Raw genomic sequence first — 24,995 nt, 5'->3', positions numbered from 1 at the left:
CCTTCCCTTCGGTTATCTCTCCGCCGGCCAGCAGCGCCGGATAGCCTTCGCCAAACTGCTCGTCGCCCACCGCCCCGTCTGGATCCTCGACGAGCCGACCGCGGCACTCGATGCCAGCGCCGACCGGCTGTTTGCCGATTTGATCACGGCGCATCTGGAAAAGGGCGGCATCGTGCTGGCGGCGACGCATCAGCCGCTGGGGCTGAGGAATTCGCAGGAATTGAAGATGACGGGCTTTGCCGGGGTCGATCATGGGGTATGGGGTTGATGCTTCTCGACGTAGCTACCCCGTCAACCGCACATCTAGAGAGCTGCCCCGCATGACCGCCCTCTTCCTCCGCGACCTGAAACTTTCCATCCGCGCTGGCGGGGGTGCGCTGATCGGCGTGCTGTTCTTCCTGACCATCGTCGCCGTCATTCCCTTCGGCGTTGGTCCCGATCTCAAGCTGCTGTCGCGCATCGGCCCCGCCATCGTCTGGATCGGTGCGCTGCTCGCCGCCCTCCTCGGCCTCGACCGCTTGTTCCAGGCCGAGCGCGACGACGGATCGCTCGACCTGATGCTGATGCAGGAAACGCCGCTCGTCCTCACCGTGCTGGTCAAATGCTTCGCCCATTGGACGGCCACCAGTCTGCCGCTGGTCATCGCTTCGCCGCTGCTCGGCCTCTTCATGAACATGGACGAGACAGCGATCGGCGCGACCATGCTGACGCTGCTGGTCGRCTCGCCCGCCATCACCTTCATCGGCGCCGTCGGCGCCGCCGTTGCCGTGGCGCTGCCCCGCGGCGGCCTGCTGGTCTCGATCCTCGTGCTGCCGCTGACCATCCCAGTGCTGATCTTCGGCGTCAGCGCCACCTATGCTGCAGTCGAGGATCCCGCCCCGTTCCTGCCACCCTTCCTGATCCTCATTGCGCTGACACTCTTCTTCGCGGTCATCGGCCCGGCAGCCGCGGCCCTGGCGCTACGAAACACAGCGGATTGATGGGGCGTTCGATTGCGGGAAAAGCCGGATCAAGGTAAGGAAACGATCATGAGCGAAACGAGCCTTGCCATCAGCAAATTCAGCGATCTCGCCAACCCGACGCGGTTTCTGGCGCTGGCGGCGCGCGCCATTCCGTGGCTGGCTGGCATCACCGCCCTCTGTTTCGCGGTCGGCCTCTATCTGAGCTTCGCCACCGAAGGCGATTACCAGCAGGGCGAGACCGTGCGCATCATGTATGTGCATGTGCCCTCGGCCTGGCTTTCGATGATGTGCTATACGATCATRAGCGTCTCGGCGATCGGCACGCTGGTCTGGCGCCATCCGCTGGCCGATGTCTCCGCCAAGGCCGCAGCGCCGCTCGGCGCCGCCTTTACCCTGCTTGCACTCGTCACCGGTTCGCTCTGGGGCAAGCCGATGTGGGGCACCTGGTGGGTCTGGGATGCGCGGCTGACCTCCGTCTTCGTTCTCTTCCTGATGTATCTGGGGCTGATTGCACTCGGCCGCGCCATCGACGATCCGTCGAAGGCCGCGCGCGTCACCGCCGTGCTCATCCTTGTCGGCTTCGTCAACATTCCGATCATCAAATTCTCCGTCGAGTGGTGGAACACGCTGCATCAGTCGGCAAGCGTGCTGCGCCTCGACGGCCCGGCGATCGATCCGGAATTCCTGCGCCCGCTCTTCATCATGGCGATCGCCTTCACCCTGCTCTTTTTCACGCTCCACAYCATGGCGATGAGGAACGAGATCTGGCGCCGCCGCATTGCCGCTCAGCGCCGTCTTGCCGCCCGCATGGCGAGCCGGGAGGAATAGCCGTGACGCATGCCTTCTACGTCTATGCCTCCTATAGCTTTGCAGCCCTGGTGACGATCGCCGTCACGGCCTGGACCTGGGCCGACGGCCGCGCCCGGCGCAGGGAACTTGCAGCCCTTGAGGCTGCCGGCATCCGCCGCCGTTCGGCGCGCCCCAAGAACAGTGTGGGGGATGGCGAATGAACGACACGCCGGAAAACACCGCCGCCAAGCCGCGCGGGCTTAGCCGTTACGCATTGGCGCTGCTGCCGCTCGTCGTCTTCGGCGGCATCGCTGCCACGGCCGCAAAGATGCTCTACGACCAGGATTTCCATGGCAAGAACATCGCCGAAATTCCCTCCGCCCTGATCGGCACCAAGGCGCCGGCGCTGAACCTGCCGCCGCTCGACGGCGCCAACCTGCCGGCGCTGACCGATGCGGCAATCAAGGGTAAGCTGACCCTCGTCAACGTCTTCGCCTCATGGTGTCTCCCCTGCCGGGATGAACATCCAGTATTGAAAGAACTGGCAAAGGACGGACGGTTGAACATCGTCGCCATCAATTACAAGGACCAGAGCGACAACGCCCTGCGTTTCCTCGGCGAAGTCGGCAACCCCTATCGTGCGATCGGCGTCGATCCGAACGGCAAGGCAGCGATCGACTGGGGTGTCTACGGCATTCCGGAAAGCTATCTGGTCGGGCCTGACGGCACGATCCTCTACAAGCGCGTCGGACCCTTCGACGATATCAGCCTGAAGGAAGGGCTGTTTCCAGCGATGGAAAAGGCGCTCGGCAAGCCGGTTTCCTAATGAGGTGTCTTATCAGGACAAAGAAGCCTTAACCCCCGCCCTGCCAGACTTTGATCGCCTCCACCGGCCAGATCAGCATCACAACATTGAGCGTCAGGTTGTCGCGGATTATGTAGCCGGTGAAAATCTCGAAGAAGATGGCGATCGCTACCGTCAGCGCCACCGGTGCGCGCCGCGCGAAGAAGAAGCCGACGCACATGAAGATGGTGTCCATCGCCGAATTCAGGATGCTGTCGCCGTAATAATCGAGCGCGATCGTCGCCGTGCGGTAGCGGTCGATGATGAGCGGTGAATTCTCGAGCAGCTCCCAGCCGGATTCGATCACCAGCGCCAGCAGCAGCCTTGCCGCCAGCGGCTTGCGGCGCAGGATGAGATGCGCGAGCCCGTAGAACAGGAAGCCGTGGATGATGTGCGACGGCGTATACCAATCCGACAGATGCTGCGAATTGCCGCTGGTATTGACCCCGCCCTCCCACAGCTTGACATAACCGCAGGCGCAGATCGGCACGCGGCCCATCATATATTCGGCGGCAATCTGAATGATCAGAACCGCAAGGCAGGCGGCGAACCAAAAGGTCTGGTGTCTTACGCGGTATTCGGCCTCTGCAGCGCTCACTTCTCGCCGTCCGTTTCCAGATTGATGCTATGCTTCAACACCAGCGGCATCTGCGCCAGCGTGAAGATGATGGTGATCGGCATCGTGCCCCAGACCTTGAAGGCGACCCAGGTACCGTCGGAAAAATTGCGCCAGACGACTTCGTTCAGCACGGCGAGGAAGAGAAAGAAGATGCCCCAGCGGATGGTGAGCTTGCGCCAGCCCTCGGCATCGAGCTGAAAGGCGGCGTTAAAGACATAGCCGAGCAGCGACTTGCCGAAGGCCAGTCCGCCGAGCAGCGCCACCCCGAACAGCGCGTTGACGATGGTCGGCTTCATCTTGATGAAGGTCTCGTTCTGCAGCCAGATCGACAGCGAGCCGAAGATGAGGACGACGATGCCGGACACGAAGGGCATGATCGGCAGATGGCCGAGCACGATCTTCGAAACGATCAGCGAGAGGATCGTCGCCGCCATGAAGAGGCCGGTCGCGACGAACAGCGGTCCGCCCAATTCGGAAAGAGCAGGAAACGTCTCCACCAGCCACTGGCCACGCAGATTGGCGAAGAAGAAGATCAGCAGCGGTCCGAGTTCCAGCGCCAGTTTCAGCAGCGGATGATGCCGGTCGGCCGCGGTCGGGGTGATATCGCTCTCTGTACTCATGCGTTCTTCAAACCTGTTTTCCTGGAAACTGTTCCGGCCGTGCCTTGCAGGCTTTCGGCGGCATATCTGTGGCATCATTGCCCAAGCCCGGCAATGGCATGGGCAAAATCCTCGGCCTCGAACGGCTCCAGATCCTCGACGCCCTCGCCGACGCCGATGAAATAGACCGGCAGCTTATGCTTGGCCGAGATGGCGACAAGAATGCCGCCGCGCGCCGTGCCGTCGAGCTTTGTCATGATCAGCCCGTTGACGCCGGCGACGTTGCGGAAGATCTCGACCTGGTTGAGCGCGTTCTGCCCCGTCGTGGCATCGAGGGTCTGCAGCACGGTGTGCGGCGCATCGGGATCGAGCTTGCCGAGCACGCGCACGATCTTCTCGAGCTCGGCCATCAGCTCTGCCTTGTTCTGCAGGCGGCCGGCGGTATCGACGATCAGCACGTCGCATTTTTTCGCCTTTGCCTGTTCGAAGGCATCATAGGCAAGGCCGGCGGCATCGGCGCCGAGCTTGGTGCCGATGAATTCGGATTTCGTCCGGTCGGCCCAGATCTTCAGTTGCTCGATCGCAGCCGCACGGAAAGTATCGCCGGCTGCCAGCATCACCTTCAGCCCGGCGCCGGAAAGCTTCGCCGCAAGCTTGCCGATCGTCGTCGTCTTGCCGGTGCCGTTGACGCCGACGACGAGGATGACATGCGGCTTGTGCGAGAGGTCGAGCTGCAGCGGCTTGGCGACCGGCTTCAGGACCTTGGCGATTTCGGACGCCATGATCCGGCTGACATCCTCGCCGGTGACATCCTTGCCATAACGCTCGGAAGCGAGTGTGTCGGTGACGCGCATGGCGGTCTCGACGCCGAGATCGGCCTGGATCAGCAGATCTTCGAGATCCTGCAGCGTCTCGTCATCGAGCTTGCGCTTGGTGAACAGCGCGGTGATCTGGCTCGTCAGCTGCGAGGAGGTGCGCGCAAGGCCGTTGCGCAGGCGCTGGAACCAGCTGAGTTTCGGCTGCAGGACAACCGGCGCCGGCTCGACGACCTTAGGGCCGGTGGCGAAGCCTTTGGGGAGGATGGGGGATTCTGGCCTCGGCTCCTCGATCGCCGCCTCGGAGGGTTCTGCAGGCAGGATATCGTCTTCCGCCTTGTCCGGCATCTCCACAGCGGGAGGGGTCGACGGAATGGAGATGTCGTCTTCCACGTCCGGCGCCAAAATCTCTTCGGGCAACGTCTCTATAATCTCGACGACAGCTTCGACAGCATTGGGCGTTTCATCCTCAATGGCATCGACCGAGGAACCGGAAGGCAACGCGCCCGCAACTTCTTCGACTTCGGCTTCGGCCTCCAGCAGTGAAAGCGGCACCAGGCCGAAATCGCTCATCTGATCCGCAGGAGGAAGTGGCACGGCTTCCTCAAGGATGCTTGGCGCCTCGACCCCGCCCTCGCCGATATCGGCGGCCGGGCCGCCGGCCATGTCCATTTCCTCGGGCAGAACGGGATCGTCGGCGACCGGCAGAACCTCGTTCGGCGACCGCTGTTCGAGCTCGGCCTCCACCGCACTCGTCTCCGCCGGCTTGTCCTTGCCGAAGGTGAAGACCTTTTTGATGAAACTGAGCGCCATGGGGATTCCGTGAAAGTCAGGCCGCTGCTGCGGCCGTCAATTGCATGTCGAGATGCTTGCCATTGTGGCCGGTGATCGTGACCGGCACAAGTTCGCCGGGACGAAGGCCGGGGGCTGCGACCAGCGTGAAGTTCTCCGTATGCGCCAGGCCGTTGTTTTCAACAAGCAGCCATTGCCGGGTTCCAATCATCCCATCGAGATGGGATCGATGCAGCCTATGTCCAGCGGCGCGCAGCCTTGCGGCGCGATCCTTGACCAGCGACCGGTCGAGCTGCGGCATGCGGGCGGCCGGCGTGCCGGGACGCGGACTGTAGGGAAAGACATGCAGATGGGCGATACCAGCCTCTTCGGCCAGCCGCACGGCATTCTCGAACATCGCTTCGGTTTCTGTGGGAAAGCCGGCGATCATGTCGGCGCCGAAACTCATCTCGGGACGAAGCCGGCGCGCATCCTCGATGAAACGCAGCCCATCGGCGCGTAAATGCCGGCGCTTCATGCGCTTCAGAATCATGTCGTCGCCATGCTGCAGCGACAGATGCAGATGCGGCATGAAGCGTGGCTCGTCGGCGATGAGATCCATCAGGTGGGCATCGGCCTCGATGCTGTCGATCGAGGAAAGCCGCAGGCGGCGGATATCGGGGATCTGCTTCAGCAGCGTCTTCGCCAAAAGCCCGAGCGTCGGGGCGCCCGGCAGATCGCTGCCATAGCTGGTGGCATCGACGCCGGTCAGCACGATCTCGCGGTAACCGCCGTCGACGAGCTTGCGGGCCTGATCGACGACGGCTCCCATCGGTACGGAGCGGGAATTGCCGCGGCCATAGGGAATGATGCAGAAGGTGCAGCGGTGGTCGCAACCATTCTGCACCTGGATGAAGGCGCGCACATGGCCGTCGATGTGTCTGACCATCTGCGGCGCCGTCGCCTTGACGCTCATGATGTCGTTGACCCGGAGCTTCTCTTCGGCCGAAACGCCGAAATCCGGCAGGCTGCGATAGGAGGCGCTCGTCAGCTTCTCCTCGTTGCCGAGCACGGCATCGACCTCCGCCATGGCGGCGAAAGTCTGCTTTTCCGTCTGCGCGGCGCAGCCGGTGACGATGATGCGGGCATGCGGATTGTCGCGCCGTGCCCGGCGGATCGCCTGGCGGGCCTGGCGCACGGCCTCGCCGGTCACGGCACAGGTGTTGACCAGGATGGCGTTGTTGAGCCCGGCCTTTTCAGCCTGCGCCTTCATCACTTCGGATTCATATGTGTTGAGGCGGCAGCCGAAGGTAATGACCTCGACGCCGCTCACTGCGCCTCCGCCTCTCGCGTACCCTCGCGCCACCAGAGACCGGTCGAAGGATCGAGCTTACCCGACCATTCCCATTCGGCAGGGCCGGTCATGATGACGTGATCGTCGTGCTCGCGCCATTCGATGGAAAGCACGCCCGGCGGCTTGGCGCTTGCCACATTGATCGTCACCTTCCGGCCGGTGCGGCCGGTGCGCGCGGCACTGACGGCCGCCGAACAGGCGGCCGAACCGCAGGCAAGCGTCAGCCCCGCGCCACGCTCCCAGGTGCGCGTCGTCACCGATGTCGGCGATGTCACCTGCGCCAGCGTGATATTGGCGCGCTCAGGAAACATCGGATGGTTTTCGAGCAGCGGTCCGAAGCGGGCGAGATCATAGGACATCACGTCCCTGTCTACCCAGAAGATCGCATGCGGATTGCCCATCGACATCGCCGACGGCGAATGCAGCACCGGCTTGTCGATCGGGCCGATCTGCAGTTCGATGCGGCTGGTGTCATGGAATTCTTCCGCCAGCGGGATCCTGTCCCAATCGAACACCGGCCGGCCCATATCGACCGAGATCGTCCCGTCCTCGTGCTCGACGGCATTCAGGATGCCGGCGACCGTCTGGAAGGTAAAGACCTTCCTGCCGGTCTCGGCGGCAAGCGCCTGCACGACGCAGCGCGTGCCGTTGCCGCAAGCCTGCGCCTTCGAGCCGTCGGAATTCAGGATATCGATGAAGGCATCGGTGCCTTCGGCCTTCGGATCATGGATCGCCATGATCTGATCGAACTCGGTCTGTGGATCGGCATTGAGCGCGACCGCCGCCGCCGGCGTCACCTTGTCCGGCCGGCCGCGCATGTCGACGACCAGGATCTTGTTGCCAAGCCCGTTCATCCTCGCGAATTCGACCGTTGCGCTCATGGTATCATTCCGTCTGTCTTTCCGGTGTATATGGCGGAAATGCGAAGGAATTACCAGTGGGTGAGTGCCGGGCAGGCGTTGCGGTCTGCCGATCCTTTCGAGGCAGTTTGGCTTTTACCGCTGTGCACCGTCGGGATCGAAAGACGCAGCATGGGCTTCGACAATAGCTGCGGTGATGACCTTTCTCAGCTCGTAGACCAGCGAGCGGGACCGCTTGCGATCCAGATCCTGTGCCGCCTTCGCAAGATTCAGGCCTTCGTTCAGGACAATATGATGGGCCCGCGCCAGCGCCCAGCTCTCAATATCAGGATTTAACATTCGATATCTCCGCCGATTCATTCGGCATCAAGGATATTCACGAATCATTTTACAGGACGCACTTAAGTAGAAAGTAGAATCATAAGCAGAATAATTTGCAACTGGCGTTGACAGCGAATTCGGGCGCCCGACCGGAATATTTATCGGCAAAACCTGAAACCCTGGCGGATTGCGCAAGCCAATACATCGGTTTGTTTGAATATGTACTGTCGCTGCAACTGCCGGGTGACACGGCGGCCCACGCCGCCGCCCTTTCGTCACACGGCCTCTGGGAGGTCGGTCATGCGGTCATTTGTCCGCATCGCCTTGACTTTCGCGCGGCTTTCCTGTTTATCGCGCCCAATCCGCGACGAGCCACACGACTCCGAGCCGCCGACCGGGACCTTGAGATCCCGGAGGTCAACACCCGACAGCGCGATGCGCCCTCGGGTGCTTTTTGGCTTTGCGTCTTGTTTTCGTCAAGGAAAAGCACGACGTTTCCGGGCATATCCAAACCCGCCCGAAACGTATCAAGGAAGAGCCGATGTTTGAAAACCTCCAGGACCGTCTTGGATCCATTCTGAATGGACTGACAGGCCGTGGCGCGCTTTCGGAAGCCGATGTTTCCGCAGCGCTGCGCGAGGTTCGCCGTGCGTTGCTGGAGGCCGACGTCGCGCTCGACGTCGTGCGTTCCTTCACCGACCGCGTGCGTGAAAAGGCCGTCGGCGCCGAGATCCTGAAGTCGATCAAGCCCGGCCAGATGGTCGTCAAGATCGTGCATGACGAACTGATCGAGATGCTGGGCGGCGAAGGGGTCGGCATCGACCTGCATGCACCGGCCCCGGTCGTCGTCATGATGGTCGGCCTGCAGGGATCCGGCAAGACGACGACGACGGCGAAGATCGCCCATCGCCTGTCGACGCGCGAGAAGAAGAAGGTGCTGATGGCATCGCTCGACACGCGCCGTCCGGCAGCCCAGGAGCAGCTTCGCCAGCTCGGCGCGCAGGCCAATATCGACACATTGCCCATTATATCGGGCCAGTCGCCGACAGATATCGCCACCCGCGCCGTGCAGGCGGCCAAGCTCGGCGGCCATGATGTCGTCATCCTCGATACCGCCGGCCGTACGCATATCGACGAGCCCCTGATGGTCGAGATGGCCGACATCAAGAAGCGCTCGAACCCGCATGAAATCCTGCTGGTCGCCGACAGCCTCACCGGCCAGGACGCCGTCAACCTCGCCCGCAGTTTCGACGAACGCGTCGGCATCACCGGCCTCGTGCTGACCCGCATGGACGGCGATGGCCGCGGCGGCGCCGCCCTTTCAATGCGCGCCGTCACCGGCAAGCCGATCAAGCTGATCGGCGTCGGCGAGAAGATGAGCGAGCTGGAGGAATTCCATCCCCGCCGCATCGCCGACCGCATCCTCGGCATGGGCGACATCGTCTCGCTCGTCGAGCGCGCGGCCGAAAACATCGACGCCGAGAAGGCGGCCGCCATGGCCGCCAAGATGGCCAAGGGCAAGTTCGACCTCGACGACCTCGCCGATCAGCTGCGCCAGATGCAGAAGATGGGCGGCATGGGCGGCATCATGGGCATGATGCCCGGCATGGCCGGCATGAAGGACAAGATGGCCGCAGCCGGCCTCGACGACAAGCTTTTCGGCCGCCAGATCGCCATCATCCAGTCGATGACCAAGGCCGAGCGCACCAATCCCGACCTGCTCAAGCATTCGCGCAAGAAGCGCATCGCCGCCGGCTCCGGCACCGATGCCGCCGCCATCAACAAGCTTCTGAAGATGCACCGCCAGATGGCGGACATGATGAAGATGATGGGCGGCAAGGGCAAAGGCGGCATGATGAAGCAGATGATGGGCGGCCTTGCCGGCAAGATGGGGCTCGGCGGCGGCATGGGCGGCATGGGTGGCGGCATGCCCGATCTCTCGAATATCGATCCCCGGCAGCTCGAGGCCTTGCAGAAGCAGGCGGAAGCGGCGGGGCTTGGAAAACCGGGTGGGGGCATGCCCGGTCTCGGCGGTATGCCGGGTGGTTTGTCGGGCCTCGGCGGCGCCAAGCTGCCGGGCCTTGGCGGTGGTTTCCCGGGATTGCCCGGATTGCCGAAGAAGAAGTGAAAGGATCGCTTGCCCCATGATTGATCCAAACGTCAAAGCCCAGCTCGCGAGCTATCGTCAGTCGATCGACAATATCGACGCCGCTCTCGTGCACATGCTGGCCGAACGCTTCCGCTGCACCAAAGAGGTGGGCGTGCTGAAGGCCAAATACAATCTGCCGCCGGCCGACCCGGCGCGCGAGGAATACCAGATCGAACGCCTTCGCCAGTTGGCGAAAGCCGCCAATCTGGATCCGGATTTCGCTGAGAAGTTCCTGAACTTCGTCATCAAGGAAGTCATCCGGCATCATGAGCAGATCGCTGCGGATCACGCTGAACAAAGCGCTGCAGCCCGATAACCCGTACCGCCTCACGAGGCGGTCAAGAAAAGCCCAAGGAGTAAAGAACATGGCACTGAAAATTCGTCTCGCCCGCGGTGGTTCCAAGAAGCGCCCGTACTACCACGTCGTTCTCGCCGATGCGCGCAGCCCGCGTGACGGCCGCTTCCTCGAAAACCTCGGTTCCTGGAACCCGATGCTTGCCAAGGACGATGAGAAGCGCGTTCAGCTGAACGCCGAGCGCATCAAGCACTGGATCGAACACGGCGCCCAGCCGACCGACCGCGTTCTGCGCTTCCTCGATGAAGCAGGCGTTGCCAAGCGCGAAGTCAAGAACAACCCGGTCAAGGCAAAGCCCGGCAAGCGCGCCCAGGAACGCGCCGCCGAAAAGGCTCAGAAGGTCGCCGACGCTGCGGCTGCTGCTGCCGACGCCGCGGAATAATCGCGACATTCCCTTCGAGCGGGCGGCATGGCGACATGCCGCCCGTTTTCGTTTCCAATCGCCCACACTTCGTTTATGAGAAACCTGTCTTTCGGCTTCACATGAAGGAACCCATGACAAAGCTTGAAAACCCCGTTCTGATGGCGACGATCGGTGGCGCGCAAGGCCTCCGCGGCGAGGTGCGCGCCAAGGCCTATACGGCCGATCCCGGCGCGCTTGGCGACTACGGCCATCTGCACAGCATGGACGGCCGCAGTTTCGAAGTCCTCGAAATCCGCGAGATGAAGAATGTCGTCGTCGTCCGTTTCCGCGGCGTCAACGACCGCAATGCCGCCGAGGCTCTGAACGGGCTTGAACTCTATATCGAGCGGGACAACCTGCCGGACGAGGAGCTGGAGGACGACGAGTTCTACTATGCCGATCTCGAAGGGCTCGAGGCGCGAGACGACAAGGGTGTCAGCTATGGCACGGTCACCGGCGTCTTCGATTTCGGCGCCGGCGACCTGCTGGAGCTCAAAGGTCCGGGCAAGCGTCCGGTGCTGATCCCCTTCTCCGAAGCCTCGGTGCTGGAAATCGACCTCGAGGCCGGCACGCTGCTGATCGATCCGCTGGCGGCGGGGCTGGTCGACGATCCCGAAGAGCTTTCGAAATTCACTCCCGACAAGCCGAAAAAGAAGAAGTGATGGCTTTCCGGGCGAGCGTGCTGACACTTTATCCGGAAATGTTTCCGGGGCATCTGGGCTTCTCGCTCGCCGGCAAGGCGATGGAGCGGGGACAATGGTCGCTGGACACGGTGCAGATCCGCGACTTCGCCACCGACAGACACCGCACCGTCGACGACACCCCGGCCGGCGGCGGCGCCGGCATGGTGCTGAAACCTGACGTTCTCGCCCGCGCGATCGACAGCGCCTCAGAAATCGATACCCGCCCGCGGCTGCTGATGAGCCCGCGCGGCCGGCCGCTGACGCAGGAGCGTGTGCGCGAGCTCGCGGCAGGCGACGGCGTCATTATCGTCTGCGGCCGCTTCGAGGGCGTCGACCAGCGGGTGATCGAGGCGCGCGGACTGGAAGAGGTCTCGATCGGCGACTACGTCCTATCAGGCGGCGAGCCGGCGGCGCTGACCGTGCTCGATGCGATCGTCCGCATCCTGCCCGGCGTCATGGGCAACGACCTTTCCGGCCTGCACGAAAGCTTCGAAGGCGGACTGCTGGAACATCCGCATTACACCCGGCCGCAGGAATGGGAAGGCCGGGAAATCCCGGCGATCCTCACCTCGGGCAACCACGGCGCCATCGAGAAATGGCGGCATCAGGAAGCGGTGCGGCTGACGCGGGAGCGGCGGCCGGATCTGCTCGAAAAGGACTAGCGTATCGGCTCGAAAATCGGGATCGATTTTCGGAAAGCACGACACGTAGATTTAAAATGTTACATCGTCCTTTGCGCGTCTGAAAAGGCGCGCGGCGCTGTAAAGTGAGAAAAACGGCTGATTTCGCAGCCCTTTTCACAAAAATGCCGCCCAAGGGATGACAAGCCATGGCCTTTCGTGTATTGGCGCACGCGGAAATGGGGTTTATCCCCGTCTGCCAGCAAACAAAGAATGGCGAATCCGCTCCCGCCCTTGACGGGCAAAGTCCTGAGGCCAGTTCCGAAGGATCAGTGTTGAGCGCTCTGGCTGTTTCAGAAGAACCAAAGGTTAAGACGATGAACATCATTCAGCAGCTTGAGGCCGAACAGGCCGCCAAGATCGAAGCCAAGCGCACGCTTCCGGAATTTTCCCCGGGCGACACCGTCCGTGTCAACGTGAAGGTCACGGAAGGCACCCGTACCCGCGYTCAGGCCTATGAAGGCGTCTGCATCGCCCGCTGCGGCGGCGGCCTGCAGGAAAACTTCACGGTCCGCAAGATCTCCTACGGCGAAGGCGTCGAGCGCGTATTCCCGGTCTACTCGCCGATGATCGAAAGCGTCGACGTCGTTCGCCGCGGTAAGGTCCGTCGCGCCAAGCTCTATTACCTGCGCGACCGTCGCGGCAAGTCTGCCCGTATCGTTGAAGACACCGGCGTCCGCGCCCGCAAGCTCAACGACGCCGAGCGCGCCGCCATTGCCGAGGAAAAGGCACGCATCGAAGCTGAAAAGGTTGCAGCAGCCCAGGCGCTCGCCGCCGAGAAGGCAGCAGCAGAAGCTGCGGAAGCCAAGGCCGCTGCTGAAAAGGCTGCCGCAGAAGCAGCCGCCGCTGCAGCGGAACCGGCAGCAGAATAAGATCTGCGCTACGCAAAATTCTTTGCTTGGAAAGGCGGCCCTCGGGTCGCCTTTTCTATTTTTTGTTTCAGCACGCAGCCGGCGGCCTTGCCTCGGGCCTATCTTCCGTGACAGTTTTTGCCGTTCAATTTTAGGGAACCGTTCAATGTTGTTTCGCCGTACCGTTCTTGCGAGCTTCGCCGCCCTTGCTCTTCTGCCCCTGGCCGCATCGGCCGCCGAACTGCCTGATCTCGGCGGCAAGAGCGTCGTCGTCGTGACCGAGAATGCCTATCCGCCGCTGCAGTTCGTCGATCCGAAATCCGGCAAGGCGATCGGCTGGGAATATGATGCGATGAACGAGATCGCCAAGCGGCTGAATTTCAAGGTTGAATACCAGAACACCAGCTGGGACGCGATGATCCAGGCGGTTTCCGACGGCCAGTACAACATCGGCATGACCGGCATCACCATCAAGGAAGACCGCAAGCAGAAGGTGGATTTCTCCGATCCCTATATGCGCTCACAGCAATTCATGCTGGTGCGCGGCGACGAGAAGCGCTTCGCCGACGCCAAGTCTTTCGCCGAATTCAAGGATGGCCTGGTCGGCGCGCAGCCCGGCACCACGCCTTTCTACACCGCGGTCTACGAAGTGCTTGATGGCAACGAACAGAACCCGCGCATCAAGCTTTTCGAAACCTTCGGCGCCACCGTCCAGGCCCTGAAGGCCGGCGATGTCGACGTGGTGCTGACCGACGGCACCGCCGGCAAGGGTTATGTCGATGCATCGGGCGGCGCGCTGAAACTGATCGGCGAGCCGCTCGGCACCGAGGATTTCGGCTTCATCTTCCCGAAAGGGTCCGATCTCGTCGCCCCTGTCAATGCCGCCATTGCTGCGCTCAAAGCCGATGGCACGCTGGATGCGCTGAACAAGAAGTGGTTCCTCGACTACAAGATGGGCGAATGACGCCGAGCAGCCACTAATGGCGTTGCGACCATCTCCCGACAGACACGTCAAGGATGACTATCCCTGGTGGCTGGTCGCGCTTGTTGCGATCGGCCTCGTCCTTGCCGCCGTCATCGTCACCAACGATATCTATGCCCAGGTTTTCCGCACCGTCGTCAACGGTGTCGGCATCACCGTCTTCGTCACGCTGGTCGCCTTCGTGCTCGCCACCGTGCTCGGCCTCGGCATCTGCCTGCTTGGCATGGCCGACAGCCAGGTGTTGCGTCAGATTGCGCGATTCTACATCGAGATCATCCGCGGCATACCGATCCTCGTGCTGCTGTTCTACGTCGCCTTCGTCGGCGCGCCGGCTCTGGTCGCAGCCTATAATTTCCTGATTTCGCCGCTGGTGACATCAGGCGTGGCCGAGCCCATCCTGGTGCGCGACCTCTCGCTGATGTGGCGAGCGATCATCGCGCTGACGGTCGGTTATTCCTCCTTCATCGCCGAAATCTTCCGGGCCGGTTTCCAGTCGGTCGATCTCGGCCAGATCGAGGCGGCCAAGGCTCTCGGTCTCTCGCGCTACCGGCGCTTCCGCTCCGTCGTCTTCCCGCAGGCGATCCGGGTGATCTTCCCGCCGCTCTCCAACGATTTCGTCTCGATGGTGAAGGACAGCTCGCTCGTCTCCGTGCTTGGGGTCGCCGACATCACACAGATGGGCAAGGTCTATGCCGCCGGCTCCTTCCGCTTCTTCGAGACCTATTCGATCGTCACCTATATCTACCTGATCCTGACGATCGGCCTGTCGCTGGCGCTGCGGCGGACGGAGAAATGGATGAAGTCGCGGTAAGCGATCAATACCTGCCGGCCGCTGAGAGGCCGCAGAGCGTCTGCTGATGATTCAAATTGAAGCCGCCGCGAAAAATCGCTATATGCAGGCCATGGAATCCAAGTTCAGATGCATTGGTGCGCATATTTTCGTGCTGCAGGACCATTATCGCCTGCCGGCGCGGTTCTTTGCGTGCGTGTCCGGTGCGCTCAACAGCCGACTTCGTTGATCGAATGACGGCCGGCGGAGCCTGATCTGCCATTTCTCGATTTTCCAAAAGCTTTAGAAAAACGGACTTAACGCCATGAGCGCACCGCGTACCCTCTACGACAAGATCTGGGACGATCATCTGGTCGACGAACAGCCAGACGGCACCTGTCTTCTCTACATCGACCGCCACCTGGTTCACGAAGTGACCTCGCCGCAGGCTTTCGAAGGCCTGCGCATGACCGGCCGCAAGGTTCGCGCGCCGGAAAAGACGCTCGCCGTCGTCGACCATAACGTTCCGACCTCGCCCGACCGCCATCTCGGCATCAAGAACGAGGAAAGCCGCATCCAGGTGGAAGCTCTGGCCACCAATGCCGCCGAATTCGGCGTCGAATATTATTCGGCAAGCGACAAGCGCCAGGGCATCGTCCACATCGTCGGCCCGGAACAGGGCTTCACCCTGCCCGGCATGACCATCGTCTGCGGCGACAGCCATACCTCGACGCATGGCGCCTTCGGCGCGCTGGCGCACGGCATCGGCACCTCCGAGGTCGAGCATGTGCTGGCGACCCAGACACTGATCCAGAAGAAGGCGAAGAACATGCTGGTGCGGGTCGACGGCCAGCTTCCGCCGCACGTCACCGCCAAGGACATCATCCTTGCCATCATCGGCGAGATTGGCACGGCCGGCGGCACCGGCCACGTCATCGAATTTGCCGGCGAAGCGATCCGCGCGCTGTCGATGGAAGGCCGCATGACCGTCTGCAACATGACGATCGAAGGCGGCGCCCGCGCCGGCCTGATCGCCCCTGACGAAAAGACCTTCGAATATATCAAGGGCAAGCCGCGCGCGCCGAAGGGCGAGGCACTGGAACAGGCGATCGCCTATTGGAAGACGCTGCAGACCGACGACGGCGCTCATTATGACCGCGTCGTCGTGCTCGATGCCGCCAGCCTGCCGCCGATCGTTTCCTGGGGCTCTTCGCCCGAGGATGTCATCTCCGTCCAGGGCATCGTTCCGAACCCGGACGATATCCAGGACGAAACCAAGCGCACCTCCAAGTGGCGTGCGCTCGACTATATGGGCCTGAAGCCGGGCACGAAGATGACCGACATCACGCTTGACCGCGTCTTCATCGGCTCCTGCACCAACGGCCGCATCGAGGATCTGCGCGAAGTCGCCAAGGTCGTCGAAGGTAAGACGGTTGCCGCGACCGTCGACGCGATGATCGTGCCGGGCTCCGGCCTCGTCAAGGAACAGGCGGAAGCCGAAGGCCTCGACAAGATCTTCAAGGCCGCCGGTTTCGACTGGCGCGAGCCGGGCTGCTCCATGTGCCTTGCCATGAATGACGACCGCCTGAAGCCGGGCGAACGTTGCGCTTCGACCTCGAACCGCAACTTCGAAGGTCGTCAGGGCTTCAAGGGCCGCACGCACCTCGTCTCGCCGGCAATGGCAGCCGCAGCCGCGATCGCCGGGCACTTCGTCGATATCCGCGAGTGGAACTGATCTGATCCGGCCAACGGATGAGATTGAGAGCCGCCCGATACACATCGGGCGGCTTTGCATTTATGGCGTCTGTCGCGTCGGCACCCACATGGTGCGACCTGCACAGCTCCGCGCCTTCTCCAACGCGCAAGAGCTCGGCAGCCCTCTGAGTTGCTGTGCTAAAGCGCGTGGCGGGCGAGCCCGTTTGTGCATGGCCCGCCTTCCCAATTTCATCCTTTCGGGCAATCGACATCGATATATTCCTGTGGCCTCATCGATAATCAGGCGCGACACGCGACAGATACCGTTCAGGCTTCGGCGAACACCGCGCCATCGGGGAAGCGCCATGAGGCAGAAATTAGTAGCGAGTTTACTGCGAGCCAGCCTGATCATGTTTGCACCGCTGGCATCGATCGACGCCGTCGGCGCCGCGCCGATGCATCCAGCCATACCGCCAGTCACGGTCGCCTCGGGCCAACTGCTGCAGGTCGCACAGAAGAAGATACCGTCACTCAACGGATACCGCGGCTACAGCAGCGGCCGGCCAGGCTATGTCAAGAGCGCGAACGGTTATTGGTATCCCTCACGCGCCTTCGACGATTATACCGGCTCAATTGGAAGACCGCAGAGCCTGGGCAATAGCTGCAGTTACGGCTTCGCCCCGACCAACGGATCGTCCAATTGCAATTATTGACTGAAGGCTGCATGCCTCTGTCAAGCGATGGCCGCCCGGGTGATCTCTCCTCCGGGGCGACCGTTGATGAGCTCGGTAATGCTAGAAGGCTGCCGTCATCGGATCCGGTCCCATGCGGGCGCTGGCGCTGTCGAGTTTGGCGATCGCAGCCATATCATCGGCATCGAGCTTGAAGTCGAACACCTGGAAATTCTCCTCGATACGCGACGGCGTCACTGATTTCGGGATGACGACGAGGCCGGTGTCGATGTGCCAGCGAATGATGACCTGAGCCGGCGTCTTCTGATGCTTTTTGGCGATCTCGCCTATAACAGCGTTCGAGATGAACTTGCCCTGGCCGAGCGGGCTCCAGGATTCGGTGGCAATGTTCAGCTTCTGGTGAGCCGCCTGCGCCGCCTTCTGCTGGAAATCGGGATGCAGCTCGATCTGGTTGATGACGGGAACGACGCCGGTCTCGCCGATGATACGCTCGAGATGTTCAGGATAGAAATTCGACACGCCGATCGAGCGCGCGCGGCCCTCTTCCCGGATGCGCACGAAAGCCTTCCAGGTCTCCGTATAAAGGCCACGATGCGGCGACGGCCAGTGAATGAGATAAAGGTCGACATATTCGGAACCGAGCTTCTTCAGGCTGCCGTCGAAGGCGCGCAGCGTATTGTCATAGCCCTGATCGGTATTCCTGAGCTTGGTGGTGACGAAGATGTCCTTGCGATCGAGGCCGGAAGAGCGAATGCCTTCGCCAACGCCCTCTTCGTTGTCGTAGCCGGAAGCGGTATCGATGTGACGATAGCCGGCGGCGATCGCAGTGCGCACGGTGGGAGCGGCAATATCCTGCGGCGTCTGCCAGACGCCGAAGCCGACCTGCGGAATGGAATGTCCGTCATGGAAAGTGATGATGGGTTGAGCGGTCACAATATATCTCCGGGAGTTTGAAGAATTGGACGAGGCATGAATTGCGCCCGCGCTTGCGGACGTCCCTGAACGCATTTCAGCCGGAGCGTTCGGTCACCGAAGGCATATAGGCGACCATCTCGACAATACAATCAGACGACGCGGACAATCGTTCCCTTTCGAAGGTGGGGTAGCAGGCGGCGCATGTCGCGCAGGCTCACCGCCACGCAGCCCGCCGTCGGCTCGTAGCCCGGCCGGATGAGATGGAAGAAGATCGCCGAGCCGCGATTGCGCGCACGCGAGGAGATGTTCCAGTCCATCACCAGGCAGATATCGTAGAGACCGTCGCTGCGCCGCATCTCCTCGTGACTTGCACTGAACGGCGCCCGGACGAGGCGGTTGTAGCTGGCGTTGTCAGACTGATCGCACCAGAGCATGTCGGGGCGGATGCGGCGGATGGAAAGCGGAGTGACGAGCCGGCCGTTCCGCTCGCCGCGCCGGAAGCCTGATATCAGCCTCATCGAGGCGATCGGCGTGGCGCCGTCGCCCTCGCGTTTCATCACGGTGCGGCCGGAACGGCCGATCGCAGCAGGCACGGTGATGGCGCCGAGCCGGACGATCGCCCGGTTCTTGCGCCCCGGCGCAGCACGCACCACCATCGTCGACGGTGTCATACCCCGCCTCTGCCTTGCTTTTTCCATTTTTCTCGCATGTCGTGCCTTGTCTGGGGCTTCGATTGAAATCATATCGAAACCGACCCGGCAACAGCCCGCTGCCCGATCCTTGCCAAACCAGGAATTTGGCGTAGGACTAGGGGACTTAACATGAGGACGCAAACGGCATGACCGCACGCACCATTCTTCTGGTGGATGACGACGATGACCTTCGACAGACGCTGACGGAGCAATTGTCGCTGTATGAGGAATTCACGGTTCTGCAGGAAGCCAACGCCGGCAAAGGTGTCGCGACCGCCCGCTCGACGCCGATCGACCTGCTGATCATGGATGTCGGCCTGCCCGATATGGACGGCCGCGAGGCAGTGAAGCTGCTGCGCAAGGGCGGCTTCAAGGCGCCGATCATCATGCTGACCGGCCACGATACCGATTCCGACACGATCCTCGGCCTCGAAGCCGGCGCCAACGACTATGTCACCAAGCCTTTCCGCTTCGCCGTTCTGCTCGCGCGCATCCGCGTGCAGCTGCGCCAGCATGAGCAGAGCGAGGATGCGACCTTCACCGTCGGCCCCTATCTCTTCAAGCCGAGCCAGAAGCTGCTGACCACCGATAACGGCCAGAAGATCCGGCTGACGGAAAAGGAAGCGGCGATCATCCGCTATCTGTACCGCGCCGAACAGAAAGTGGTCACCCGCGACGTGCTGCTCGAAGAGGTCTGGGGCTATAATTCCGGCGTGACGACGCATACGCTGGAAACCCACGTCTATCGCCTGCGCCAGAAAATCGAGCGCGATCCCTCCAATGCCGAAATTCTCGTCACGGAAAACGGCGGCTACAAGATCATACCCTAGAGCATTTTCCTTTTCTCCGAATCACGGAAATGCTCTATCTCTTTGTTTTCACGCAATTCCCGGCAAAAGCGTTTCACGCTTTGCCTGGCAAAACCGCTAGGCACTTTTGCTGGAATTGCTCTAAGGCGAAAAGCCCGCATGGCGCTGACCGACGACATCCACATGCTCGCGCAGCTTCCTCTGTTCAAGGACATGAACGAGGATCAACTGCGGTTGGTCGCCTTCGGCGCCGACCGGCGCATGATCGCTGCCGGCCAGATGCTGTTTCGCCAGGGCTCACCCGCCGAGAGCGCCTATGTCATCCTCACCGGCAGCCTGGAGCTGAGCGCGACGAGCAGCGACGGCATGCAGAGGACAGAGGGGATCGCCGGTCCCGGAACCCTGGTTTCCGAGTTGGCGCTGGTGACGCTGGTGGAGCGCAAGTTCACCGCGGTAGCGCGCGAGGATACCAGCATCATCCGCATCACCCGCGCCCTCTTCCACCGGCTGATCGAAGAATATCCGGACGCGGCCCGRCTGATCGAGAACCGCATCCGCGACAATCTTGCGGAGCTTGCGGCAAAGGCCGCAAGCCAGTTCTACCGCTTCAGCTGATCCCGTTAGAGCAGTTCTGCGCTTTACGAAAAGCTGAAGCGCCTAGCTCTAGAAATCGAAATGCGCCGTCACTGGCACGTGGTCGGAGGGACGATCCCAGCCGCGCGCCTCCTTCAGGATTTCGATTCGCTTCAGATGCGGCCCGAGATCCGACGACGACCAGATATGGTCGAGACGGCGGCCGCGGTCGGCCGCCTCCCAGTCCTTGGCGCGATAGCTCCACCAGGTGTAGAGCTTCTCGTTTTCAGGCACATGCTGGCGCATGAGATCGAGCCAGGCGCCGCGCTTCATCACCTCGAGCAGCCCTTCGGTTTCGACGGGCGTATGGCTGACGATCTTCAGAAGCTGCTTGTGCGACCAGACGTCGTGCTCCAGCGGCGCGATGTTGAGGTCGCCGACGAGGATGGCTGAGGTGTTGGCCTCGCCATTGGCTTTCAGCAGCTTCATCTCCTCGATGAAATCGAGCTTGTGGCCGAATTTCGGATTAATCGTGCGATCCGGCTCGTCGCCTCCGGCTGGGACATAGAAATTATGCAGCCGAACGCGACGATTGCCGTGCTCGAAGATCGCCGAGATGTGGCGCGCATCGCCGACGCCGCAATAATCCTGCCGGTGATCCTCGGTCAGCGGAATGCGCGAGGCGATCGCCACGCCGTGATAGCCCTTCTGGCCATGGATGATGATGTGATTGTAGCCCATCGCCCGCAGCGGTGCCGCCGGAAACAGGTCGTTCGTCACCTTGGTTTCCTGCAGACAGAGGATATCGGGCCTGTGCTTGAGAACGAGCTGCTCGACGATCGGCATGCGCAGCCGCACCGAATTGATGTTCCAAGTGGTGATCGAAAAACCCATGCCCCATACCCTCTCGCGTCCAATGCCCGCATGCCGGCCGAACCACAGCTCGACGCGACGCGCTTTCATGAAAGGGCTTTAAAACAAAGGCGGACGCGAGGGAACCGGCCATGAGCATGATGCCGAAAAGTGTGAGCGGTTTTCGGACGACATCATGCTCAAATCTTTGATTGAGATCCGGATGTTTTCAAGCCAATCCGGCCTGAAGACATCCGGATCTGGTAAAAGGAGCAGCCGATCAACCGAAAAGGCCTCAGTCGCGCGACTGAGGCGTGCCTGGAATGGTCTCATAGGGCACGCGGAAGACGCGATCGTCGAACTGCATGCCGGTTTTGACGTTGAAGATCATCACCGAAGTGTCCTTGCCCTGATTGTCGGTGATCGTCCACTGACGCAGGTCGTAGGTCTTCGGGTCGAACATCATGGTGATGGTCGAGTTTCCGAACACCGTATTGTTACCCAGCGCGATCGTCGTCAGGTCGGACTCTTCCTTCACGCCCTTCACCATGCCGGCCGAAAGGTCGATATGCTGCGCCAGGAGCAGGCTGAGCGGGGTCTTGGAGAGCGGATAGAGATCCCAGGTCTTCAGCTTCGTATTGCCGATGGCGACGTTCCTGCCGTCGGCGATCACCCGCATCGGCGACGGAGCGTCATAGTTGAAGCGCAACTTACCCGGGCGCTGGATGAAAAACTTGCCGCCGGTCTGTTCGCCGCGCGGACCGAACTGCACGAATTCACCCTGCATCGTCGTGACGCCGGAGAAATGATCGGCGATCGCCTGCGCGGTGCCGGAGGCGGGAGCTGCCGCCTGCGCGTAAGCGCCAAGGGGAATGGCGCTCGCCATCGCAGCGACGGCGAAGGCGCCGAGAAGGTCGCGGCGCGTTACCGCCAGGCCGGAGAGGAAGGTATCGGAGTGACTCATCTAAATCTCCTTTATGCGATCTGCATGCTGCCGAAAGGCGGCGTCTTCAAGGCGTTGCGATCGGCCTGCGAGAGGTAACGGCTTCGACGCTATCAGGTTTCCGCAAAAGCGGCTGTATCGGAAATATATGCCTGTTCTGTCAGCGGTCGAGGATGTCGCCTTCTGTGGGAACGAGGATCTCGCGTTTGCCGGCATGGTTGGCCGGTCCGATGATGCCCTCCTTCTCCATGCGCTCGACGAGCGAGGCGGCGCGGTTGTAGCCGATGCCGAGCCGGCGCTGGACGTAGGAGGTCGACGCCTTGCCGTCGCGCAGCACGATGGCGACCGCCTGGTCGTAGGGATCTTCCGATTCGGAAAGATTGGACGTGCCGGCCGGACCGCCGCCACCGCCGCCGTAATCGCCGTCTTCGTCGTCATCGGCGGTGATTGCGTCGAGATATTGCGGCGAGCCCTGGGTCTTCAGGTAGGAGACGATCTCTTCCACTTCGACATCAGAGACGAACGGGCCGTGCACGCGCTGGATACGCCCGCCGCCCGCCATGTAGAGCATGTCGCCCATGCCGAGCAGCTGTTCAGCGCCCTGTTCGCCAAGGATGGTGCGGCTGTCGATCTTCGAGGTCACCTGGAAGGAGATGCGGGTCGGGAAGTTCGCCTTGATCGTGCCGGTGATGACGTCAACGGACGGACGCTGTGTCGCCATGATCACGTGGATGCCGGCCGCACGCGCCATCTGCGCCAGACGCTGGACGGCGCCTTCGATATCCTTGCCGGCGACCATCATCAGGTCGGCCATCTCGTCGATGATCACGACGATATAGGGCATCGGCCGCAGATCGAATTCCTCGGTCTCGTACATCGCCTCGCCGGTATGGCGGTCGAAGCCGGTCTGCACCGTGCGCGAGATCGCCTCGCCCTTCGACAGCGCCTGCTCGACGCGGGTGTTGAAGCCGTCGATGTTGCGCACGCCGATCTTCGACATCTTCTTGTAGCGCTCTTCCATCTCGCGAACAGTCCATTTGAGCGCGACGACGGCCTTCTTCGGATCGGTGACGACAGGCGAAAGCAGGTGCGGGATGCCGTCATAGACGGAGAGTTCGAGCATCTTCGGGTCGATCATGATCAGGCGGCACTGTTCCGGCGTCATGCGGTAGAGCAGCGACAGGATCATCGTATTGATGGCGACCGACTTGCCGGAACCGGTGGTGCCGGCGACGAGCAGATGCGGCATCTTGGCAAGATCGGCGATCACGGCTTCGCCGCCGATCGTCTTGCCGAGCGCCATGGCGAGCTTCGCCTTGCTGCCCTCGAAATCCCGGGAAGCGATGAGTTCACGCAGATAGACGGTCTCGCGCGTCTGGTTCGGCAATTCGATGCCGATCGCGTTGCGGCCGGGCACGACGGCGACGCGCGCGGCAATGGCGCTCATCGAGCGGGCGATATCGTCGGCAAGGCCGATGACGCGCGACGACTTGATGCCGGGCGCCGGCTCCAATTCGTAGAGCGTGACGACAGGGCCGGGACGGACATGGATGATCTCACCCTTGACGCCGAAATCCTCGAGCACGCCTTCGAGCATGCGGGCGTTCTGTTCCAGCGCATCGGCCGAAAGCGTGGAGTCGCGCACGACGTTCTTCGRTTCGGCGAGCAGATGCATCGAGGGAAGCTGGAAACCCTCGGGGCGGATGAACGAGCCCTGCGCCTCCCGCTCGATGCGGGCGCTGGGCTTCGGGCGTGCGACCACCGGGACGACGCGCGGTTCCGGCTTGCCGGCGGCCTTTGCCGGTGCGCGGATCATCCAGTCGTCGTCATCGTCGTCGGGCAGGATATCGGCCGGGCGCGGCGGCATGTCGTTATCGAAGGGCAGGTCGTCGTCATTATCATCGTCGTCATCGATGGACAGCGACGGCGCGGAGACGATGCGCCGCGGCGAAGCCGTCCTTGGCCCCATCGATGGCTCCATCGAGGGCTCCATGCGCTCACCGCGGACGGTCGGCGCCTTGGCGCGAACGGGTTCATTCAACGTACCGAACTCGTCATCGTTGAAATCATAAGGTGATTCGTAATCGCCCTGGCGCCGCTTGCGCGGCCCCATGCCGAAGAGCCGGCGCAGCCGGCCCTGGCTCATGTACCAGGCATGCGTCACCGCGCCGCTGAAAGCGACCCAGCGCGACTCGTCCTCCTCCTCGTCCTCGTCTCCGACGACGCGGGCCTTGCTGCGTGTATCGACGTACTCCTCCTCGATCTCCTCATCGGCGTCGCTGCGACCGACGAGGCCGGCGGCAAACAGCATCATCCAGGCGGTCGGCGCGGCAAAGATGCAGCCGACGACCATGGCGAAGGTGCCTGTGGGATAAGCGCCGACGAAGAGTGCGGGAAAACGCAGGATCATGTCGCCGACGACGCCGCCGATGCCGTTCGGAATCGGCCAGGTGAGCGGCGGCGGAAAACAGCCGATGACGGCGGAAGAGAGGACCGAACCGGCAAACCAGGCGCCGATCCGGGCAGGAATACGGCTGAAGCGGCGGCCAGAAATCAGCGTCAGCGCCCAGGCGACGATCGGCAGCATCGAAACGACGCTGGCAAGGCCGAGGAATTGCATGACGATATCGGCAAAGGCGGCACCGCTGTAACCGAGAATATTCGTCGGCAGGTTGGCGGTGGCATAGGAATAGCTCGGATCCGCAACGTTCCATGTCGCCAGCGCCGCGACGCAGAACGCCAGCAGCAGAAAGATCGCAAAGCCGATGAGTGCCTGGATCTGCCGCAGCATGAATGCCGAGAAGGAGAACCGATCCGGACGGCCATCCATTGCCGGCGACGTGCTTCTTGCCATGTGTCTAACCCGTCCAATGCCTGAGGACACGCGAATCGCTGAAGCTTCGCCGTGCCAAAATGCGTCCGCTCTACCTAATCAGAGCCGGGTTAAAGCGATGTTAACCATGCATGGCTGGACGACAATTCCGGACAGGGAAATGAAAAAGGCCCGAACCTTGGAAG

At 62.0% G+C, this 24,995-nt stretch carries 29 protein-coding genes; 17 read left to right on the top strand and 12 right to left on the bottom strand.

The features are described from left to right. The 5 genes from AC1ECN_RS34035 to AC1ECN_RS34015 all read left to right on the top strand — a co-directional run. On the top strand, nt 1-268 hold a 268-nt coding region (locus AC1ECN_RS34035), incomplete at its 5' end, for an ATP-binding cassette domain-containing protein (RefSeq protein WP_477955456.1). Nucleotides 269-320: 52 nt separating this feature from the next. Then, nucleotides 321-980 carry a heme exporter protein CcmB gene (gene ccmB / locus AC1ECN_RS34030; RefSeq protein WP_477955455.1) on the top strand — a complete coding sequence of 220 codons (660 nt, stop codon included), beginning with the start codon at nt 321-323 and terminating at the stop codon, nt 978-980. A gap of 48 nt (nt 981-1,028) precedes the next feature. Then, complete coding sequence (locus tag AC1ECN_RS34025; RefSeq protein WP_477955453.1) at nt 1,029-1,790, top strand: heme ABC transporter permease; 762 nt, start codon at nt 1,029-1,031, stop codon at nt 1,788-1,790. 2 nt (nt 1,791-1,792) lie between these two features. Beyond that, on the top strand, nt 1,793-1,972 hold the full coding sequence (gene ccmD, locus AC1ECN_RS34020) for a heme exporter protein CcmD (protein WP_130662430.1): 180 nt from the start codon (nt 1,793-1,795) through the stop codon (nt 1,970-1,972). Next, nucleotides 1,969-2,577 (top strand): DsbE family thiol:disulfide interchange protein, encoded by a 609-nt coding sequence (locus tag AC1ECN_RS34015; RefSeq protein WP_130673250.1) that lies wholly within the window; start codon nt 1,969-1,971, stop codon nt 2,575-2,577. The genes ccmD and AC1ECN_RS34015 overlap by 4 nt, the downstream gene beginning before the upstream one ends. A 28-nt stretch (nt 2,578-2,605) precedes the next feature. Here AC1ECN_RS34015 and AC1ECN_RS34010 read toward each other — a convergent pair whose 3' ends face one another. The 6 genes from AC1ECN_RS34010 to AC1ECN_RS33985 form a co-directional block, all read right to left on the bottom strand. Next, nucleotides 2,606-3,193, bottom strand: a complete 588-nt coding sequence (locus AC1ECN_RS34010; RefSeq protein ID WP_018072051.1) for a DUF2585 domain-containing protein — start codon at nt 3,191-3,193, stop codon at nt 2,606-2,608. Next, the gene (locus AC1ECN_RS34005) at nt 3,190-3,834 is read right to left on the bottom strand and encodes a septation protein A (protein WP_018072050.1); all 645 of its coding nucleotides are present in this window, start codon (nt 3,832-3,834) and stop codon (nt 3,190-3,192) included. The genes AC1ECN_RS34010 and AC1ECN_RS34005 overlap by 4 nt, the downstream gene beginning before the upstream one ends. A 74-nt stretch (nt 3,835-3,908) precedes the next feature. Further along, the gene (ftsY, locus tag AC1ECN_RS34000; protein WP_130665246.1) at nt 3,909-5,441 is read right to left on the bottom strand and encodes a signal recognition particle-docking protein FtsY; all 1,533 of its coding nucleotides are present in this window, start codon (nt 5,439-5,441) and stop codon (nt 3,909-3,911) included. A gap of 16 nt (nt 5,442-5,457) precedes the next feature. Further along, nucleotides 5,458-6,732 (bottom strand): tRNA (N(6)-L-threonylcarbamoyladenosine(37)-C(2))-methylthiotransferase MtaB, encoded by a 1,275-nt coding sequence (gene mtaB / locus AC1ECN_RS33995; protein WP_130725911.1) that lies wholly within the window; start codon nt 6,730-6,732, stop codon nt 5,458-5,460. Beyond that, the gene (dapF, locus tag AC1ECN_RS33990; protein WP_130662435.1) at nt 6,729-7,634 is read right to left on the bottom strand and encodes a diaminopimelate epimerase; all 906 of its coding nucleotides are present in this window, start codon (nt 7,632-7,634) and stop codon (nt 6,729-6,731) included. Before dapF ends, mtaB begins: the two co-directional genes overlap by 4 nt. Nucleotides 7,635-7,748: 114 nt before the next feature. Further along, the gene (locus tag AC1ECN_RS33985; protein ID WP_017989736.1) at nt 7,749-7,973 is read right to left on the bottom strand and encodes a hypothetical protein; all 225 of its coding nucleotides are present in this window, start codon (nt 7,971-7,973) and stop codon (nt 7,749-7,751) included. 502 nt (nt 7,974-8,475) lie between these two features. Between AC1ECN_RS33985 and ffh the strand changes: the two genes are divergently transcribed. The 8 genes from ffh to AC1ECN_RS33945 all read left to right on the top strand — a co-directional run bounded on the left by ffh (nt 8,476) and on the right by AC1ECN_RS33945 (nt 14,848). Continuing rightward, a complete protein-coding gene (gene ffh, locus AC1ECN_RS33980; protein WP_024320435.1) occupies nt 8,476-10,062 on the top strand; it encodes a signal recognition particle protein in 1,587 nt (528 codons plus the stop codon). A 16-nt stretch (nt 10,063-10,078) separates the two neighbouring features. Then, entirely contained in the window at nt 10,079-10,399 is a 321-nt protein-coding gene (locus AC1ECN_RS33975) for a chorismate mutase (RefSeq protein ID WP_003543666.1), read from the top strand. Between the two features lie 49 nt (nt 10,400-10,448). Continuing rightward, nucleotides 10,449-10,820, top strand: coding sequence for a 30S ribosomal protein S16 (gene rpsP / locus AC1ECN_RS33970; RefSeq protein ID WP_003543667.1), 372 nt, complete (start codon nt 10,449-10,451; stop codon nt 10,818-10,820). A gap of 113 nt (nt 10,821-10,933) precedes the next feature. Further along, a complete protein-coding gene (gene rimM, locus AC1ECN_RS33965; RefSeq protein ID WP_029767597.1) occupies nt 10,934-11,503 on the top strand; it encodes a ribosome maturation factor RimM in 570 nt (189 codons plus the stop codon). Then, the gene (gene trmD / locus AC1ECN_RS33960) at nt 11,503-12,186 is read left to right on the top strand and encodes a tRNA (guanosine(37)-N1)-methyltransferase TrmD (protein WP_024320437.1); all 684 of its coding nucleotides are present in this window, start codon (nt 11,503-11,505) and stop codon (nt 12,184-12,186) included. Before rimM ends, trmD begins: the two co-directional genes overlap by 1 nt. Before the next feature lie 335 nt (nt 12,187-12,521). Then, nucleotides 12,522-13,076: a 50S ribosomal protein L19 gene (gene rplS, locus AC1ECN_RS33955; protein WP_477955449.1), complete on the top strand. Its 555-nt coding sequence runs from the start codon at nt 12,522-12,524 to the stop codon at nt 13,074-13,076. Nucleotides 13,077-13,221: 145 nt separating this feature from the next. Further along, nucleotides 13,222-14,019 (top strand): basic amino acid ABC transporter substrate-binding protein, encoded by a 798-nt coding sequence (locus AC1ECN_RS33950; protein WP_130662436.1) that lies wholly within the window; start codon nt 13,222-13,224, stop codon nt 14,017-14,019. A gap of 16 nt (nt 14,020-14,035) precedes the next feature. After that, nucleotides 14,036-14,848: an amino acid ABC transporter permease gene (locus tag AC1ECN_RS33945; RefSeq protein WP_018481796.1), complete on the top strand. Its 813-nt coding sequence runs from the start codon at nt 14,036-14,038 to the stop codon at nt 14,846-14,848. 4 nt (nt 14,849-14,852) lie between these two features. Here AC1ECN_RS33945 and AC1ECN_RS33940 read toward each other — a convergent pair whose 3' ends face one another. Further along, nucleotides 14,853-15,089: a hypothetical protein gene (locus AC1ECN_RS33940; RefSeq protein ID WP_032988926.1), complete on the bottom strand. Its 237-nt coding sequence runs from the start codon at nt 15,087-15,089 to the stop codon at nt 14,853-14,855. A 42-nt stretch (nt 15,090-15,131) separates the two neighbouring features. On the opposite strand from AC1ECN_RS33940, the gene leuC reads away from it, so the two are divergent. Next, nucleotides 15,132-16,541, top strand: coding sequence for a 3-isopropylmalate dehydratase large subunit (leuC, locus tag AC1ECN_RS33935; RefSeq protein WP_024320439.1), 1,410 nt, complete (start codon nt 15,132-15,134; stop codon nt 16,539-16,541). Nucleotides 16,542-16,866: 325 nt separating this feature from the next. Beyond that, on the top strand, nt 16,867-17,214 hold the full coding sequence (locus AC1ECN_RS33930) for a hypothetical protein (RefSeq protein ID WP_018497632.1): 348 nt from the start codon (nt 16,867-16,869) through the stop codon (nt 17,212-17,214). A gap of 81 nt (nt 17,215-17,295) precedes the next feature. Here AC1ECN_RS33930 and AC1ECN_RS33925 read toward each other — a convergent pair whose 3' ends face one another. Further along, the gene (locus AC1ECN_RS33925) at nt 17,296-18,126 is read right to left on the bottom strand and encodes an aldo/keto reductase (RefSeq protein WP_130662437.1); all 831 of its coding nucleotides are present in this window, start codon (nt 18,124-18,126) and stop codon (nt 17,296-17,298) included. A gap of 131 nt (nt 18,127-18,257) precedes the next feature. Further along, the gene (locus AC1ECN_RS33920; RefSeq protein WP_018072036.1) at nt 18,258-18,779 is read right to left on the bottom strand and encodes a L,D-transpeptidase family protein; all 522 of its coding nucleotides are present in this window, start codon (nt 18,777-18,779) and stop codon (nt 18,258-18,260) included. Between the two features lie 167 nt (nt 18,780-18,946). Here AC1ECN_RS33920 and AC1ECN_RS33915 point away from each other — a divergent pair, with 167 nt between their 5' ends. Next, entirely contained in the window at nt 18,947-19,630 is a 684-nt protein-coding gene (locus AC1ECN_RS33915) for a response regulator transcription factor (protein ID WP_011653914.1), read from the top strand. Between the two features lie 138 nt (nt 19,631-19,768). Next, a complete protein-coding gene (locus AC1ECN_RS33910) occupies nt 19,769-20,224 on the top strand; it encodes a cyclic nucleotide-binding domain-containing protein (RefSeq protein ID WP_018072035.1) in 456 nt (151 codons plus the stop codon). A gap of 48 nt (nt 20,225-20,272) precedes the next feature. On the opposite strand, the gene AC1ECN_RS33905 is transcribed toward AC1ECN_RS33910, so the two are convergent. The 3 genes from AC1ECN_RS33905 to AC1ECN_RS33895 all read right to left on the bottom strand — a co-directional run bounded on the left by AC1ECN_RS33905 (nt 20,273) and on the right by AC1ECN_RS33895 (nt 24,831). Then, nucleotides 20,273-21,076: an exodeoxyribonuclease III gene (locus tag AC1ECN_RS33905; protein ID WP_018497630.1), complete on the bottom strand. Its 804-nt coding sequence runs from the start codon at nt 21,074-21,076 to the stop codon at nt 20,273-20,275. A gap of 253 nt (nt 21,077-21,329) precedes the next feature. Continuing rightward, nucleotides 21,330-21,998, bottom strand: a complete 669-nt coding sequence (locus AC1ECN_RS33900; RefSeq protein ID WP_018481803.1) for an outer membrane lipoprotein carrier protein LolA — start codon at nt 21,996-21,998, stop codon at nt 21,330-21,332. Nucleotides 21,999-22,137: 139 nt separating this feature from the next. Continuing rightward, nucleotides 22,138-24,831 (bottom strand): FtsK/SpoIIIE family DNA translocase, encoded by a 2,694-nt coding sequence (locus AC1ECN_RS33895; protein WP_477955444.1) that lies wholly within the window; start codon nt 24,829-24,831, stop codon nt 22,138-22,140. Nucleotides 24,832-24,995 lie beyond the last annotated feature (164 nt).

This window comes from Rhizobium sp. 01N447_2, from assembly GCF_056399245.1.
Note: the sequence above shows the minus strand (reverse complement) of the source record. Positions and strands in the feature narration are given on the sequence as shown.